General features: G+C 72.4%; 11 protein-coding genes. 3 read left to right on the forward strand and 8 right to left on the reverse strand.

Features of this window, described 5'->3' with window-relative positions; all coding sequences use genetic code 11:
- Positions 1–100: 100 nt before the first annotated feature.
- The 6 genes from ppsA to hppD all read right to left on the reverse strand — a co-directional run bounded on the left by ppsA (position 101) and on the right by hppD (position 7504).
- A complete protein-coding gene (gene ppsA, locus IG63_RS0106435; protein ID WP_030483556.1) occupies positions 101–2506 on the reverse strand; it encodes a phosphoenolpyruvate synthase in 2406 nt (801 codons plus the stop codon).
- A 12-nt stretch (positions 2507–2518) separates the two neighbouring features.
- Positions 2519–3379, reverse strand: coding sequence for a pyruvate, water dikinase regulatory protein (locus IG63_RS0106440; RefSeq protein WP_036194641.1), 861 nt, complete (start codon positions 3377–3379; stop codon positions 2519–2521).
- Positions 3380–3408: 29 nt separating this feature from the next.
- Positions 3409–3546: a hypothetical protein gene (locus IG63_RS22580; RefSeq protein WP_157210056.1), complete on the reverse strand. Its 138-nt coding sequence runs from the start codon at positions 3544–3546 to the stop codon at positions 3409–3411.
- Positions 3547–3622: 76 nt separating this feature from the next.
- Positions 3623–4654 carry a zinc-binding dehydrogenase gene (locus IG63_RS0106450; RefSeq protein WP_030483558.1) on the reverse strand — a complete coding sequence of 344 codons (1032 nt, stop codon included), beginning with the start codon at positions 4652–4654 and terminating at the stop codon, positions 3623–3625.
- Position 4655: 1 nt separating this feature from the next.
- Complete coding sequence (locus IG63_RS0106455; RefSeq protein ID WP_030483559.1) at positions 4656–6248, reverse strand: alpha-glucosidase; 1593 nt, start codon at positions 6246–6248, stop codon at positions 4656–4658.
- Positions 6249–6298: 50 nt separating this feature from the next.
- A complete protein-coding gene (hppD, locus tag IG63_RS0106460; RefSeq protein ID WP_030483560.1) occupies positions 6299–7504 on the reverse strand; it encodes a 4-hydroxyphenylpyruvate dioxygenase in 1206 nt (401 codons plus the stop codon).
- A 119-nt stretch (positions 7505–7623) separates the two neighbouring features.
- On the opposite strand from hppD, the gene IG63_RS0106465 reads away from it, so the two are divergent.
- Positions 7624–8127: an Lrp/AsnC family transcriptional regulator gene (locus tag IG63_RS0106465; RefSeq protein ID WP_030483561.1), complete on the forward strand. Its 504-nt coding sequence runs from the start codon at positions 7624–7626 to the stop codon at positions 8125–8127.
- A gap of 45 nt (positions 8128–8172) precedes the next feature.
- Positions 8173–10455 (forward strand): maltose alpha-D-glucosyltransferase, encoded by a 2283-nt coding sequence (gene treS / locus IG63_RS0106470; protein WP_030483562.1) that lies wholly within the window; start codon positions 8173–8175, stop codon positions 10453–10455.
- Between the two features lie 9 nt (positions 10456–10464).
- On the opposite strand, the gene IG63_RS20480 is transcribed toward treS, so the two are convergent.
- Both IG63_RS20480 and IG63_RS0106480 read right to left on the reverse strand, forming a co-directional pair.
- The gene (locus IG63_RS20480) at positions 10465–13164 is read right to left on the reverse strand and encodes a hypothetical protein (protein ID WP_157210058.1); all 2700 of its coding nucleotides are present in this window, start codon (positions 13162–13164) and stop codon (positions 10465–10467) included.
- Between the two features lie 403 nt (positions 13165–13567).
- Positions 13568–14746, reverse strand: coding sequence for an ROK family transcriptional regulator (locus tag IG63_RS0106480; RefSeq protein WP_211249237.1), 1179 nt, complete (start codon positions 14744–14746; stop codon positions 13568–13570).
- A 116-nt stretch (positions 14747–14862) separates the two neighbouring features.
- Between IG63_RS0106480 and zwf the strand changes: the two genes are divergently transcribed.
- A complete protein-coding gene (gene zwf / locus IG63_RS0106485; RefSeq protein WP_030483564.1) occupies positions 14863–16335 on the forward strand; it encodes a glucose-6-phosphate dehydrogenase in 1473 nt (490 codons plus the stop codon).
- Positions 16336–16354: the final 19 nt, after the last annotated feature.

Consider the following 16354-nt stretch of genomic DNA (forward strand, 5'->3'; position numbering starts at 1 on the left):
TTTCTCAACAGCTCCACTTCACATCGGGAGGTCTTCACCCGTCTACAGCCCTCAGATCGTCACGTCACACGAACTCGACCAACGTGCCTGGGCATCACATCTAGCGCGCGGCCTCGGCCTTCGCCAGGCGCAGCCAGGTGTCGACGACGCTGTCGGGGTTGAGGCTCATCGACTCGATCCCCTGCTCCAGCAGCCAGTCCGCGAGGTCGGGGTGGTCGCTGGGGCCCTGGCCGCAGATGCCGACGTACTTGCCGGCGTCGCGGCAGGCCTTGATGGCGCGCTCGAGCATGACCTTGACCGCCTCGTCGCGCTCGTCGAAGGAGGAGGCGACCAGGCCGGAGTCGCGGTCGACGCCGAGGGTGAGCTGGGTGAGGTCGTTGGAGCCGATCGAGAAGCCGTCGAAGTGCTCGAGGAAGCGCTCCGGGATGACGGCGTTGGAGGGCACCTCGCACATCATCACGACCTGCAGGTCGTGCTTGCCGCGCTCGAGCCCGTGCTCGCCGAGCAGCCGGATCACGCCCTCGGCCTCGGCGACGGTGCGCACGAAGGGGATCATGATCTTGACGTTGGTCAGACCCATCTCCTCGCGCACGTAGCGCAGCGCCTCGCACTCCAGGGCGAAGCACTCGGCGAAGTCCTCCGAGAGGTACCGCGAGGCGCCGCGGTAGCCGATCATCGGGTTCTCCTCGTGCGGCTCGTAGCGCGGGCCGCCGACGAGGTTGGCGTACTCGTTGGACTTGAAGTCGCTCATCCGCACGATCACCGGCTCGGGCGCGAAGGCCGCGGCGATCGTCGCGACACCCTCGACCACGCGGTGCACGAAGTAGTCGCGCGGCGAGTCGTAGGCCGCGATCATCTCCTCGATCTCCCCACGGAGGTCGGCGGGCATGTCGTCGCCGCCGTCCTGCAGCTCCAGCAGGGCGCGCGGGTGGATCCCGATCTGCCGGTTGATGATGAACTCCAGGCGCGCGAGGCCGACGCCCCGGTGGGGCAGCCGGGAGAAGGCGAAGGCCTGCTCGGGGGTGCCGACGTTCATCATGATCTTGACGTCGAGGTCGGGCATCGAGTCGAGCTCGGTGCGCTCGACGTCGAACTCGAGGATCCCCTCGTAGACCAGGCCGGTGTCGCCCTCCGCGCAGGAGACCGTGACCTCGCGGCCGTCGACCAGCTCCTCGGTGCCGCTCTTGGTGCCGACCACCGCCGGGATGCCGAGCTCGCGGGCGATGATCGCCGCGTGGCAGGTGCGACCACCGCGGTTGGTGACGATCGCGGCGGCCCGCTTCATGATCGGCTCCCAGTCGGGGTCGGTCATGTCGGCGACGAGCACCTCGCCCTCGCTGAACTCGTGCATCTGGTCGACCGACGTGAGCACGCGAGTGGTGCCGGCGCCGATCTTCTGGCCGATCGCCCGCCCCTCGACGACGACCTCGGCGTCCTTGGTCACCGCGCGGTCGATCTTGAAGCGCTCCAGCGTGCCTGCCGTGCGGGACTGCACCGTCTCGGGCCGCGCCTGCAAGATGTAGAGCCGACCGTCGACGCCGTCCTTGGCCCACTCGATGTCCATCGGGCGCTCGTAGTGGTCCTCGATGGTCAGCGCGTGCTTCGCCAGCTCCTGCACCTCGTCGTCGGCGAGGCTGAGCAGCCGGCTCTGCTCGGGGTCGACGTCGACGAACTCCGTGGTGCGCCCCACGGCGGCGTCGTCGGTGTAGATCATCTTGGTGGCCTTGCCGCCGACCCCGCGCTTGAGGATCGCCGGCCGGCCGGCGCGCAGCGCCGGCTTGTAGACGTAGAACTCGTCGGGGTTGACCGCGCCCTGCACCACGCCCTCGCCGAGCCCGAAGGCGGAGGTGATGAAGACGGCGTCGCGGAAGCCCGACTCGGTGTCCATCGTGAACATCACGCCCGAGGAGCCGACGTCGGAGCGCACCATCTTCTGCACGCCGGCCGAGATGCCGACCTCGGCGTGCTCGAAGCCGTGGTGCACGCGGTAGCTGATGGCCCGGTCGTTGTAGAGCGAGGCGTAGACCTCGCGGATCGACTGCAGCACCGCGTCGATGCCGCGCACGTTGAGGAAGGTCTCCTGCTGCCCGGCGAACGACGCGTCGGGGAGGTCCTCGGCGGTGGCCGAGGAGCGGACGGCGAAGGACGGCTCCGCGCCCGACTGCTCGACCAGGGTGTCGTAGGCCTCGCGCACGGCGGCCTCGAGGTCGTCGGGGAAGTCGTGCTCGTTGATCCAGCCGCGGATCTGCTTGCCGGCCTCGGCCAGCGCGCGGGTGTCGTCGACGTCGAGGTCCTTCATCCGCTCGACGATGCGCTCCCCCAGACCGCCGGCCTCGAGGAAGCGGCCGAATGCCTCGGCCGTGGTGGCGAAGCCGTCGGGCACGCTGACGCCGAGGTCGGCGAGCTGCGAGACCATCTCGCCCAGCGAGGCGTTCTTGCCCCCCACCTGGTCGAGGTCGGACATGCCGAGCTCGGAGAACCAGCGGACGGCGGGGGCGTGCGACATGGGGGTGTCCTCTCAGGGGCGGTTGCTGCGGGGCCGGGAGCGGCCGAGGTGCTGGATGATGACGGCGGAGATCTCCTCGACCGAGCGCGAGGAGGTGTCGACGGTGGGGATCCGGTGCGCGTCGAAGAGCTGCTGCGCGCGGCGGAGCTCCCACCGGCACTGCTCGGGCGAGGAGTACCGCGACCCGGGCCGGCGCTCGCCGCGGACCCGGCTGAGCCGGTCGACGTTGGTCACCAGGCCGAAGCACCGGCGCTGGTGCTCCCGCACCGGCTCGGGCAGATCGGTGCCCTCGAGGTCCTCGTCGACGAGCGGGTAGTTGGCCACGAAGAGGCCGTGCTGCAGCGCGAGGTACATGCTCGTCGGGGTCTTGCCGCAGCGCGACGGCGCCAGCAGCACGACGTCGGCCTTCTCGAGCATCCGCACGCTCTGGCCGTCGTCGTGCTCGATGGTGAACTCGATGGCCGCCATCCGGTTGTTGTAGCGCTTGATGTCGCCCACGCCGTGCAGCCGTGAGGGCTGCCGGACGCCGCGGCGGTGGAGCACGTCCTCGACCCGCGACATGTGCATGTCGAAGAAGTCGATGATGGGGGCCCGCGTCTTCTGCAGCTCGAGCCGGACGGCGTCCTCGGCCGCGGTGGTGAAGACGAGCGGCTCCAGCCCGGCGTCGACCACGGCGTCGATCTGCTCGACCACGCGCGCGGCCTGCTCGACCCCGCTGATGAAGGGGATGGTGGTGCGGTCGAAGACCAGGTCGGGAAACTGGATGAGCAGGGCGTTGCCCATGGTCTCGGCGCTGATGCCGGTGCTGTCGGAGAGGAAGAAGACGGGCACCACGCCGGAGCCTGGGTCCTGCTCAGCGGTCTCCAGTGCCATGCGCACCTCCTCGGTGATCGCTGACGCTACTAGCCCGCGGTGCGCTGCTCCACCGGCCCGACCTGCGGGCTCCCCCGCAGGGTGCGCAGGCCGAGCATGACGGCGGCGCCCACCCCGGAGCCGAGCAGCGCCGCAGCGTCGACGAGGGCGGCAGGACGGATCCACATGGGTCGCTCCTCTCGGGACCGGGGGCGCGGGCGCCTCCCCCGTACCCCCTCACCGTAGCCGCAAACGATTGCACCGTCACGGGACCAGCACGGTGATGCCCTCGGCCGCCAGCGGGTCGTCCATCGCCGCCAGCAGGGCCGGCCCCTCCGCCAGCGACGCGGTACGGCGTACCAGCCGCCGGGGGTCCAGCGCCCCGGCCGCGATCATCGCCAGCATCTCGGGGTAGTCGCCCGACGGCATGCCGTGCGACCCGAGCACGTCGAGCTCGCGCGCGACGACGACGTCCATCGGCACGGCGCGGGCGTCGTCGCCCAGGAGCAGGCCCACCTGCACGTGCCGGCCCCGCGGCCGCAGGCAGCGCACCGACGCCTCCGCGACGGCCGGGTGACCCAGGCAGTCGAGGGAGACCGCGGCGCCGCCGCCGCTCAGCTCGCGCACGTACGCCGCCACGTCGACGTCGGCGGGGTCGACCACCGCGTGCGCGCCCAGCTCCGCGGCCAGGGCCCGGGCGCGCGGCGAGGGGTCGACGCCGACCACCACGGCACCGAGCGCCACCGCGACCATCACGGCCGACAGGCCGACCCCACCGCACCCGTGCACCACGACCCAGTCGCCGGGCTCGGGCCGGCCCCGCCGGCGTACCGCCCGGAAGGCCGTCGCGACGCGGCAGCCCAGGGCCGCCGCGGTCACGGGGTCGACACCGTCGGGGAGACGGACGAGGTTGGCCTCGGCCGACGGCACGGCGACGAGCTCGGCCCAGGAGCCCGGCAGCGTGAAGCCCGGCTGCTCCTGGTCGGGGCAGACCTGCTGCTCCCCCGCCCGGCACCAGGCGCACCGCCCGCAGCCCAGCACGAAGGGCACCGTGACGCGGTCGCCCACCGCCCAGCCCGCGACGTCGGGACCCACGGCCGTCACCGTGCCGGCGTACTCGTGGCCCGGCACCATCGGCAGCGGCACCGGGTCGTGACCCCGCCAGGCGTGCCAGTCGGAGCGGCAGACCCCGGTGGCCTCCACCCGCACCACGACGCCGTCGGCCGGACAGTGGGGGTCGGGCAGGTCGAGCAGCTCGGGCTCGGCGCCGTACGCCGCGTAGCTGACCGCGCGCACGTCAGGACCGGTGCACGCGGGCGGCCCACGGACCCAGCACCACGTCGTCGGTCGAGACCGTCGAGGTCCCGTCGTTGGCCAGCACCGGCTCGCCCTCGAGCTCGATCCCCGCGGCGGCGACGTCGACGGGCTCGCCGGAGAGGTTGGCCACCACCGTCAGCCGGGCGCCGCCATGCTCGCGGGTGAAGGCCCACAGCTGCTCGTGGTCGGGCAGCAGCAGCGTGAAGTCGCCGCGGGCGACGACCGGGTCGTCGTGGCGCAGCCGCACCAGCGCGCGGTAGTGGTCGAGCACCGCCCGCTCCTCCTCGCCGTGCTCCCAGGGCACCATCGTGCGGGCGTTGTCTCGGCTCTTGTAGCGCAGCGCCGCCATCACGAGCTCGGGGTCCTCGCCCCGGCCCACCGCCTCGGCGTAGTGGTTGACCGACTCGAGGTCGACGAAGTCCTCCGGGCCGTCGAAGGCGATGTTGGCCAGCCCCAGCTCCTCGCCCTGGTAGACGAAGACGGTGCCGCGGTGCAGGTGCAGCACCGTCGCCAGCGCCGTCGCCGCACGCACCCGGTGCTCGGGGCTGTCGTCACCGAAGCGGCTCACGACGCGCGGCTGGTCGTGGTTGCTCCAGTAGAGGCTGTTCCACCCCGTCTCCGCGAGCGCCTCCTGCCAGCCGGCGAGGCTCCCCTTGAGCTGCGGCAGCGTCACCGGGACGACGTCCCACTTGCCGCCGGGACCGGAGTCGAGGTCGACGTGCTCGAAGGTGAAGACCATGTCGAGCTCGCGCCGCGCGGGGTCGGTGTAGAGCCGGCCGTGCTCCGAGGTCGTGCCCGGCGTCTCGCCGATCGTCACCGGCGCCTCACCGAGGGGCGTGGTGCGCCCGTCGAAGACCTCGCGCCGCATCTCGGCCAGGAACTCGTGGATCCGCGGGCCGTTGAGCACGTGCGGGCTGGCGTCGCCGTCCGGCCCGTCCTCCAAGCGTCCGTCGACCAGGCGCTTGGAGATCAGGTTGATGACGTCCATCCGGAAGCCGTCGATGCCCCGGTCGAGCCACCAGCGCATCATCGCGTAGACCGCCTCGCGCACCTCCGGGTTCTCCCAGTTGAGGTCGGGCTGCTCGGGGGCGAAGAGGTGGAGGTAGTGCTCACCCGTCGCCTCGTCGAGCGTCCACGCGGGCCCCGAGAAGACCGAGCGCCAGTTGGTGGGCGAGTCGGACCACCAGTACCAGTCGCGCTTGGGGTCGTCCTTGCTCGAGCGGCTGGCGAGGAACCACGGGTGCTGGTCGCTGGTGTGGTTGACCACCAGGTCCATGACCACCCGGATCCCCCGCGCGTGCGCCCGCTCGACCAGCTCGTCCATGTCGGCCAGCGAGCCGAAGGTCGGGTTGATCGCGTGGTAGTCGCTGATGTCGTAGCCGTTGTCGACCATCGGCGAGGCGTAGACCGGGCTCAGCCACACGGCGTCGGCCCCCAGCGACTCGAGGTGGTCGAGGTGGTCGATGACGCCGCGCAGGTCGCCCACGCCGTCACCGTCGCCGTCGGCGAAGCTGCGTGGGTAGACCTGGTAGACCACGCCGCTGTGCCACCAGGGGATGTCCGGCTCGCTCATGCGACCCGACCCTAGGGGGCGGCCGCACCGCGCTGCCCAGGCGTGGGTGCTCAGAAGTTGCCGCGCTTCTCCTGCTCGCGCTCGATGGCCTCGAAGAGGGCCTTGAAGTTGCCCTTGCCGAAGCCGAGCGAGCCGTGCCGCTCGATCAGCTCGAAGAAGACGGTGGGGCGGTCGCCCACGGGCTTGGTGAAGATCTGCAGCAGGTAGCCGTCCTCGTCGCGGTCGACGAGGATGCCGCGCTGCTGCAGCTGCTCGATCGGGACGCGCACCTCGCCGATGCGGGCGCGCAGCTCGGGGTCCTCGTAGTAGGAGTCGGGGGTCTGCAGGAACTCCACGCCCTCGGCCCGCAGCGCGTCGACCGTGGTGAGGATGTCGTTGGTGGCCAGCGCCAGGTGCTGGGCGCCCGGGCCGCGGTAGAACTCCAGGTACTCGTCGATCTGGCTCTTCCTCTGCGCCACGGCCGGCTCGTTGAGCGGGAACTTGACGCGGTGGTTGCCGTTGGCGACGACCTTGCTCATCAGCGCGGAGTAGTCGGTGGCGATGTCGTCGCCGATGAACTCGGCCATGTTGGTGAAGCCCATGACGCGGTTGTAGAAGCCGACCCACTCGTCCATCTGGCCGAGCTCGACGTTGCCGACGATGTGGTCGAGCGCCTGGAAGAGGCGCCTGGGGGCGCCGTCGCGCTTGGTGTACGACGACGTGCGCGCGACGTAGCCGGGCAGGTAGGGGCCGTCGTAGCGGCTGCGGTCGACCAGGGTGTGCCGGGTCTCGCCGTACGTCGCGATGGCGGCGCGGCGCACGGTGCCGTGCTCGTCGCTGACGTCGTGGGGATCCTCGAGCACGGTGGCGCCCATCGCGCGGGCGTGGGCGATGCACTGGTCGACGTCGACGACCTCGAGCGCGATGTCGGTCAGACCGTCGCCGTGGCGGGCGTGGTGGGCGATGACCGGGGAGTCGGGGTGCACGCCGCCGTTGACCACGAAGCGCACGGCGCCGCTCTTGAGCACGAAGGAGTGGTGGTCGCGGTTGCCGGTCTCGGGGCCGCAGTAGGCCACCAGCTCCATGCCGTAGGCGGACTGGAAGAAGTGCGCGGTCTGGGTGGCGTTGCCCACCGCCCACACCACGGCGTCCCAGCCGACGACCGGGAAGGGGTCGTTGTCGGCGTCGTGCTCCACCAGGCCGACCAGCTGCTTGAGCGTGTCGAGGTCGAGGTCGGCGAGGCGCTCTTCGTCGGTGAGGGTCTGCTCCAGCGTCATGAGCCGATGGTGCGGCTCCCGCCGCCCGCTGCTCAACCTGTGCGTGTCGAGGTGGTCGATCTGCCGGTTCTGGCGCGACCAGGGCCCGCCGAACTGGTCGGGTTGACTAGTCTATGGCGATGGACGGACACCGCCTCGACTCCCTCGACCTCGCGCTGCTGGAGACCCTGCACGACCGGCCGCGCGCCGGGGACCTGGAGCTCTCGCGGGCGCTCGGCGTCGCCCGGGCGACGGTGCAGAGCCGGCTCCGGCGACTCGAGCAGGCAGGCGTGGTGCGGGGCTGGGGTCCGCAGGTCTCGCTGGAGGCCTCCGGCTTCGGCGTCGCCGCCTTCGTCTCCCTCGAGATCGCCCAGGGCGCCCTGGACTCCGTACGCGAGGAGCTGGTGACGATCCCCGGCGTGGTGGAGGCCTGGGTGACGACGGGGGCCAGCGACGTCCTGCTGCGGGTCGCGGCGGCCTCGCACGCCGGCCTCCAGCAGGTGCTGATCGACCTCAACCGCAGCACCAGCGTGGTCCGCTCGACCAGCGTCATGGTGCTCTCGACGCTGATCGAGCAGCGCCTGCTGCCCCTGCTCGCCACCACCGCCGCCGACCGCGGCGCGCGCGCACCGGCGTACCGCTGACCTCCCCACGGTTTCGACCTCCCCCTCGGTGGCAACATGACCCGCATGGCCGAGTCCGCACCCCTGCCCGAGCCTGACGGCACCGATGCGACCGAGGCCCCCGACGAGGAGGCCTTCGAGCACGAGCCGAGCGAGATCACCTACTCCGAGCAGTTCTTCCCCGCGCGCCCCCGCGCGCTGCGGCCGCGCGCCCGGCTGCGCCCCCAGGGCAGCCCCACCCGCGGGGAGGAGCGCACCGGCGAGGCCGAGGGCACCAACCCCTTCTACGTCGCCTGGCTGCAGCGCTCCTCGATGCTGCGCGACGCCAACGTCATCGCCGGGCAGTTCAGCGGTCGCGGCAGCATGTGGCAGCGCCCCTTCGCGACCCCGGACCCGCGCGAGGCCATCCGGACGGCGGGGGTGTGGTTCACCGCCTACCCGCTCTCCCTCTACACCAAGCCGCGCACCTCCTTCCTGGGCACGCTCGCCGACCCCGACCTGTGGGAGGTCTTCGAGCGCATCGGCATCCAGGGCGTGCACACCGGGCCGGTCAAGCGCGCGGGCGGGCTCGCGGGGTGGGAGCCCACGCCGAGCGTCGACGGCCACTTCGACCGGGTCAGCACCGAGATCGACAACGCCTTCGGCACCGAGGAGGACTTCCGCACGATGTGCGAGGTCGCCGCCGACCACGGCGGCACGATCATCGACGACATCGTGCCCGGCCACACCGGCAAGGGCGCCGACTTCCGGCTCGCCGAGATGGGCGTCGACGACTACCCCGGCATCTACCACATGGTCGAGATCGAGCCCGACGACTGGGGCCTGCTGCCCGAGGTGCGCCCCGGGCGCGACAGCGCCAACCTCGACGCCGAGACCGAGGAGGCGCTGGCCGGCGTGGGCTACATCATCGGCCGGCTGCAGCGGGTGATCTTCTACGACCCCGGCGTCAAGGACACCAACTGGTCGGTGACCGCTCCCGTGGTGGGTCCCGACGGCGTCGAGCGCCGCTGGGTCTACCTGCACTACTTCAAGGAGGGCCAGCCCTCCATCAACTGGCTCGACCCCACCTTCGCCGGGATGCGGCTGGTCTTCGGCGACGCGCTGCACTCGATCGGCGACCTCGGGTCCGGCGCGCTGCGGCTCGACGCCAACGGCTTCCTCGGGGTGGAGAAGAGCGCCGAGGGACCGGCCTGGTCGGAGGGCCACCCGCTCTCCGAGGCGGCCAACCACCTGATCGCGAGCATGGTGCGCAAGGTGGGCGGCTTCACCTTCCAGGAGCTCAACCTCACCATCGACGACATCCGGGAGACCTCGCAGGCCGGGGCCGACCTGTCCTACGACTTCGTCAACCGACCGGCGTACCACCACGCGCTGGCCTGCGCCGACACCGAGTTCCTCCGGCTCACGCTCAACCTCTCCCTCGAGCACGCCGTGCCGCCGATCGGCCTGGTGCACGCGCTGCAGAACCACGACGAGCTCACCTACGAGCTGGTGCACTTCGCGACCCGCCACAAGGACGACGAGTACACCTTCCGGGGCGAGACGATCCTGGGCGGCGACCTCGCCGAGGCCGTGCGGGCCGACCTCGTCGAGCACCTCACCGGCCCCGCGGCGCCGTACAACGCCATCTTCACCACCAACGGCATCGCCTCGACGACGGCCAGCATCATCGCGGCCTCCCTCGGCGTGACCGACCTGGAGGACCTCGACGACGAGACGGCGGAGGAGGTCAAGCGGGCGCACCTGCTGCTGGCGAAGTTCAACGCCTGGCAGCCAGGGGTCTTCGCGCTCTCGGGCTGGGACCTGTGCGGCATGCTCCCGCTGCCCCGCGAGGAGGTGCGCCACCTGCTCGCCGGCGGCGACACCCGCTGGATCCACCGGGCGACCTACGACCTGATGGGCTACGAGCCCGACCCCGACAGCCAGGTGACGCGGCGCGACCGGATGCCGCGCGGGCGCAGCCTCTACGGCCCGCTGCCGCAGCAGCTCGAGGACCCCACGTCCTTCGCCAGCGGGCTGCGCGAGATCCTCGCCGTCCGCGACGCCAGCGGGGTGGCGACCGCCGACCAGGTCGACGTGCCGCAGGTCGGTCACCGCGGGATGCTCGTGATGGTGCACCTGCTGGTCGACGGCGAGCACGCCGGCAAGCACCAGGTCACGGTGCTGAACTTCTCCGGCGAGGACGTGCTCGGCTCGGTGCGCTCCGAGCAGCTGCCCGCCGGGGGCCGGGTCACCGACCTCGCCGACGGCATGGACCTCGGCACCGTCGACGAGCTGCAGAGCTTCATCGTCACGCTGGCGCCGTACGAGGGACTGGCGCTGCGGGTCGAGCCGCCCGAGGACGACTGAGCGCCCTGGTCAGGCCCAGACCTTCCACCACGGCACGTCTTGCGTGACCGGCTCGCCCTTGAGCAGTCGGGCCACGGTGTGGTCGCCCAGGGCCCGGTAGGCCTCGAAGTCGAACTCGCCGTAGGACTGGTCGGCCGTGGTCGTGCGCGGGAAGTCCGGGTGCTCGAGGGCGTAGGCCTCGATGTCCCACTCCAGGTCCTCCACCATGACCGCCTTGGCGAGCAGCAGCTCGCCCTGGTGGTCGGGGGCGTCGAGGAAGCTGAAGGTGCCGCGGCACCAGCCGGCGGGCGCGCGCTCCTCCTTGAGCTTGCGCATGCCCCGCGGGTCGAGGCGGACCTCGCAGCCCAGGTCCATCCGCGCCGTCGCGATCGCCTTGCCGAGGGCACTGAAGGCGTCCTCCTCGTCGTTGGAGGCGTCGAGCACGATGACGCGCTCCGGTCGGCGGCGCAGCGCCTCGACCAGCCCGAGGTTGTCGTAGTGCCCGCCGTCGGTGACGTAGAGGTACCGGTCGTAGATCGAGGCCTTGCCCACCGCCTCCTTGAGCACGCGCGTGAGTCCCGGCTTGCTCGCACCCTCGACAAGGTGGTGCAGCCATCCCTCTCGCGCGGTCTCGGGGTCGACGAAGAGCGGGTTGGGCAGCCACACCCCGAGCCGGGCGTTCGCCAGCGCCAGGACGACGCGGTAGGGACCCAGCAGCCTGTTCTCCCGGCCGGCCATCGGCGAGAAGGCCGCCGCGCTCATCGCCAGGGCCGCGGGCACGGTGCAGTCGCGGAACCACGGGTCGGCCGCCCGCTCGTACTCGTCGCTGCGCCGCATCCGCTGCGGGGGCAGGGCCCGGTCGGTGATGCCGATCGCCTGGTCGTCGAAGACGAAGGGCAGGCAGTCGCGGTCGGCGGGCACCAGCTCGACGTCGGTGACGTTGGCGACCGCACAGGTCACCAGGCGCGGTCCGCGGTCCTGCGGGGCGGACTCGGACCAGCGCAGCGGCCGGCGGTAGGGGATCGGCTCGACCCGGCCACCGGCGCGACGCACCAGGAAGGCCTGGGTGATCCGCCAGCGGAAGAAGTGGTGCAGCGAGGTGCGGTTGGCGTCGGTGAAGGTCCGCGCGACCACCAGGAGGACACCCAGCGTGCCGGCGAGCCACCACTGCGAGAGCCGCTCCGGGGCGGCGACCAGCTGACCGGTCCAGCGCAGCAGCAGCAGCACGAGCGCCAGACCGACCACCACGACGGCGGCGTACGGCACCAGCGGGTCCTTGACCTTGGCCCACAACCGCGACCACCACTGCGGCCCGGCGTCCTTGCCCGAGCCGCGCGCGCTCGCCAGCACCGACGCCACCGCGGCCACGATCGCCCCGACCGCCCCGAGTCCGCGCACGCTCTCGGCGCCCGCGGGGGTGAGCACGGCCAGCACGCCGTTGACCGGCGCCACCCACCACGCCTCGCCCTCGACCTGGCCGAGCGAGGCGACCTGCTCGAGCACCCAGGGCACCACGAGCAGGAGCAGCGCGAGGGCGGAGCCCACGGCCACCAGCGCGGACACGACCGCCTCGACCGTCGCGGGACGCGGGAGGGTCTGCCAGCGCTCGACGAAGCGGCGCAGCACGAAGACGCCGACCCCGAGGGCGAGCGGCACCCACGCGTAGCCGACCCACAGCCAGTCGCCGCAGTAGCCGAGCGCGGTCGTCGGGTCGGGACCCGGCGGCGCGCAGGCGTCGTCGAGCCGGCCCGAGGCGGCCAGCACGAAGCCGAGCACCCAGGCCAGGCCGACGAGCACCGAGCCGATGAGCAGCAGGTTGACCGCGATGCCGAAGGCCAGGGACAGCGCGCCGTGGAGCGCCACGTTGAAGGACCCGAGCAGGTAGCGGGTGTGCCGGCGCACGTAGCCGGTCTCAGGACTCTGCGGGGCGAAGGGCACCTGGTCGCGAGGACGCCAGTCCTCCGCGGGGTCGTCGGTGGGCCCCCACCGCAGCACGTGGTACGCCGCCGCGACGTAGCCGCCGCCGCTGACGCCCACCACCGCCCGAGCCTTCGCGTACTCCCCCGCGAGGGAGAGCCGCTGCAGCCCGCCCAGGGCGAAGGCCGCGGCCCGGATGCCGCCGCCGGAGCAGCTGATGATCGTGCCGTCGAGCCCGACCGGAGCCCGCGTGCGCGGCGGCGTCCGGGCCGGGCCGGGCACGCCGGTGCGACGGACGCGTCGGGCCGCCCACCAGCAGCAGCCGAGCAGCGCGACGAGCGAGAGGCCGAGCACCGAGCGCATCGCCACGGTGTAGGCGCCGAGCGACATCGCCTCCGGACCCAGGGCACGCTCGGGCAGCACCCGCCACAGGGCGACGTCCTCCCCGAGGTCCATCAGCAGGCCGACCGCGACCCCGAGCTGCGCCCCGCGCGTCGTACGCCGCAGCGCGGCGGGCGCGACCGTGCGGGCGCGCACGAAGGCACCGGCCCGCCCCACCACCTGCACGACCGCCCCCAGCATCACCAGGTCGAGGAGCAGCGAGAGCCGTCCCGCCGCCGCGGCCGCCTCCGGGGACTGGCTCGCCAGCACCCCCGTCGCGACGAGGTAGGCCGGCTGCTGCACGAGCAGCAGCCCGACCGCGATGGCGACCCACCGGACCAGGACCTGCCTGGTGCCGACGAGGAGGACTCGCTGCCGGTCGAGCACGAACCCCGTGTCGGTCTCGCGTCGGCGCGGTGCGGCAGTGCCCATGGCGTCCATCCCTCCGGATGGACCACCACGCTAGTGACCCCGGCGCCCGCGGTAACTAGTCACAACGGGCCATCGCGGTGAGCAGGCGGCGTACGGGGTCTCGACAAGCTCGACCGCCAGGCCCCGGGTGGCCGACGCCGCGGGGTCTCGACGAGCTCGACCACCAGGGCTCGGGTGGTCGAGGAAGGCGCGCACGTCTCCCGGGTGGCCGACGCCGCGGGGTCTCGACGAGCTCGACCACCCGAAGTCAGTCCCGCAGGGTCTCGACAAGCTCGACCACCAGGGCCCGGGTGGTCAGTCCCGCGGGGTCTCGACAAGCTCGACCACCAGGGCCCGGGTGGTCAGTCCCGCGGGGTCTCGACAAGCTCGACCACCAGGCGCGGGTGGTCGGTGCGGCCGCGTCTCAGCGCAGGGCCAGCGCGCGGTCGACCGCGGCGGAGTCGAGCACGTTGCTCAGCGCGAGGGCGGCGCACCCGACGACCCCGGAGCGGTCGCCGTGGGTGAGCGGCACGATCGCGAGGTCGCGCGTGGCCAGCGCCGTGGCCAGGGAGTAGAGCGACTCACGCAGCCCGGCGACGAAGGTGTCGTAGGCGCCGGCGAGGTCGCCGCCGACCACGACCACCTGGGGGTTGAGCAGGTTGACGGCGCCCGCCAGCACCTCGCCGATGCGGCGTCCGGCCTCGCGCACCAGCTGCCGGGCCTCGCCCTCGCCGCGGCCGGCCAGCTCGACCAGGTCGCGCACGTGCTCGACGGGCAGGCCGAGCGCGCGGGCGCGCTGGGCCAGCGCCCACCCGGAGGCGAGGGTCTCCAGGCAGCCGGTGTCGCCGCAGCGGCAGGGCAGTCCCGCCGCCGCCGGCGTCTTGGTGTGTCCGACCTCGCCGCCGGCGCCGAGCGCGCCGCGCACCAGACCACCCCCGGCGACCACGCCGACGCCGATGCCGGTCGAGGCCTTGACGAAGACGAGGTCGCGGTAGCGCTCCAGGTGGCCGCGGCGCTCCGAGAGCGCCATCACGTTGGCGTCGTTGTCGCAGAAGAGCGGGGCGTCGGTGAGCGGCGCGAGGTAGGGCGAGAGCGGCACGCCGTCCCAGCCGGTCATGATCGGGCTGTCGAGGCTGGCGCCCTTCTCGCGGTCGACCGTGCCGGGGATCGAGACGCCGACGGCCCGCACGTCGGACGCCGTCCGCCCGGCCTCGCCGAGCAGCTCCCCCAGGAGCTCGACGACCCGGGGCATCAGCACCTCGGGGGTCGAGCCGACCTCCTGGTCGACGTCGCGCGCGACGAGCACGTCGCCCTCGAGGTCGCAGACGGCGAGCTGGGTGCGGCTGCGGCCCACCGCGGCCGCGAGCACCACGCCGGCGTCACGGTCGAAGAGCAGCCGTGCGGGAGGACGGCCCGGACCCGGGCGCTCGGGCTCGCTGGTCTCGACGACGAGCCCCGAGTCGAGCAGCGCCTGCACGCGGGCGGCCACCGCCGTGCGCGAGAGACCCGTGATGCGGCCGATCTCGCTGCGGGTGTCGGCGCGTCCGTCGCGGACCAGCGAGAAGACCTCACCCGTCGTGGCCGGGCCACTCCAGGAGCGCATGACTGGCATTGAACCACTCCCGTTCATCTGCGGGTCGGCTCCCGCTGGTCTAATTTTACCTCGAAAATACTTAACTGCGCTTGCTCCTGTACATAACCCTCTTTACGGTGGTCGTCATGTCCCAGCCCCTGGTCGAGGTCCCCGTCGCGGACGTCGTCGTCTTCGGCGGCACCGGCGACCTCGCCGTCCGCAAGCTCCTGCCCGCCCTCTACCTGCGCGACCGCGACGGCCAGCTGCCCGCCGAGACCCGCATCCTGGCCACCTCCCGGGCCGGTCTCGACGACGACGGCTACCGCGACAAGGTGCGCGGCGAGCTGATGCGCTTCGTCGCCTCCGAGGAGCTCGAGGACGACGTCGTCGAGCGCTTCCTCGCCCGGCTCGCGCACACCAGCCTCGACATCGCCGACCCCGACGGCTGGGAGGAGCTCGGCGCCCGGCTCGACGACCCGGAGCGGGTGCGCGTCTTCTACCTCGCCATCTCCCCCGGCCTCTTCGGCACGGTCAGCGCCCGGCTCGCCGAGCACGGGCTGGTGACCGAGCAGTCGCGACTGGTGCTGGAGAAGCCCATCGGGCACGACCTGGCCTCGGCGCAGGAGATCAACGACGCGGTCGGCGCGGTCTTCGCCGAGCACCAGATCTTCCGCATCGACCACTACCTCGGCAAGGAGAGCGTGCAGAACCTGCTGGTCACGCGCTTCGCCAACACCTTCCTCGAGCCGCTGTGGAACGCCACGGCGATCGACCACGTGCAGATCACGGCGTCGGAGACACTCGGCGTCGGCGGTCGCGGCGGCTACTACGACGGCTCCGGCGCGCTGCGCGACATGGTGCAGAACCACCTGCTCCAGCTGCTGTGCCTGGTGGCCATGGAGCCGCCGACCTACGTCGGCCACGAGACCGTGCGCGACGAGAAGCTGAAGGTGCTGCAGGCGCTGCGGCCGATCACCGGCGCCGACGTCGACCAGCAGGTCGTCGCCGGGCAGTACGTCGCCGGGCTCGTCGACGGCGCGGCCGCGGCGGCGTACGCCGAGGAGGCCGGGCGTCCCGACTCGCGCACCGAGACCTTCGTGGCGATCCGCGCCGAGGTCGCCAACTGGCGCTGGGCGGGGGTCCCCTTCTACCTGCGCACCGGCAAGCGCCTCGACCGCCGCGCTTCGGAGATCGTGATCCAGTTCAAGGACGTGCCGCACCCGATGTTCCCCGCCGCGGAGGGCACCAGCGAGCCCAACCGGCTGGTCATCCAGCTCCAGCCCGAGGAGGGCATGCGGCTGCACCTCACCGCCAAGGAGCCCGGCCCGGGCGGCATCCGGCTCCGCCCGGTCTCGCTCGACCTCAGCTACACCAGCGCCTTCACCGAGCGCTCGCCCGAGGCCTACGAGCGGCTGCTGATGGACGTCGTCCGCGGCAACCCGCAGCTCTTCATGCGCCGCGACGAGGTCGAGGCCGCCTGGCGGTGGGTCGAGCCCATCCACGAGCACTGGACCCGCACCGCCGCCAAGCCACGCCGCTACCCCGCCGGCACCAGCGGGCCCTACGCCGCCACCACGCTCGTCGAGCGCGACGGCCGCCAGTGGCACGAGCACGAGTGATCACCTCCGGACAAGGAGC

The sequence above is a fragment of the Nocardioides aequoreus genome (assembly GCF_000720335.1).
Lineage (GTDB): Bacteria > Actinomycetota > Actinomycetes > Propionibacteriales > Nocardioidaceae > Marmoricola > Marmoricola aequoreus.

Excerpts from the sequence above, each read along its gene's own strand:
- IG63_RS0106480 (WP_211249237.1), bottom strand. The coding sequence starts at position 14,746 with ATGCGCTCCTGGAGTGGCCCGGCCACGACGGGTGAGGTCTTCTCGCTG.
- IG63_RS20480 (WP_157210058.1), bottom strand. The coding sequence starts at position 13,164 with ATGGGCACTGCCGCACCGCGCCGACGCGAGACCGACACGGGGTTCGTG.
- zwf (WP_030483564.1), top strand. The coding sequence starts at position 14,863 with ATGTCCCAGCCCCTGGTCGAGGTCCCCGTCGCGGACGTCGTCGTCTTC.
- IG63_RS22580 (WP_157210056.1), bottom strand. The coding sequence starts at position 3,546 with ATGTGGATCCGTCCTGCCGCCCTCGTCGACGCTGCGGCGCTGCTCGGC.
- IG63_RS0106440 (WP_036194641.1), bottom strand. The coding sequence starts at position 3,379 with ATGGCACTGGAGACCGCTGAGCAGGACCCAGGCTCCGGCGTGGTGCCC.
- ppsA (WP_030483556.1), bottom strand. The coding sequence starts at position 2,506 with ATGTCGCACGCCCCCGCCGTCCGCTGGTTCTCCGAGCTCGGCATGTCC.
- hppD (WP_030483560.1), bottom strand. The coding sequence starts at position 7,504 with ATGACGCTGGAGCAGACCCTCACCGACGAAGAGCGCCTCGCCGACCTC.
- IG63_RS0106465 (WP_030483561.1), top strand. The coding sequence starts at position 7,624 with ATGGACGGACACCGCCTCGACTCCCTCGACCTCGCGCTGCTGGAGACC.
- treS (WP_030483562.1), top strand. The coding sequence starts at position 8,173 with ATGGCCGAGTCCGCACCCCTGCCCGAGCCTGACGGCACCGATGCGACC.
- IG63_RS0106455 (WP_030483559.1), bottom strand. The coding sequence starts at position 6,248 with ATGAGCGAGCCGGACATCCCCTGGTGGCACAGCGGCGTGGTCTACCAG.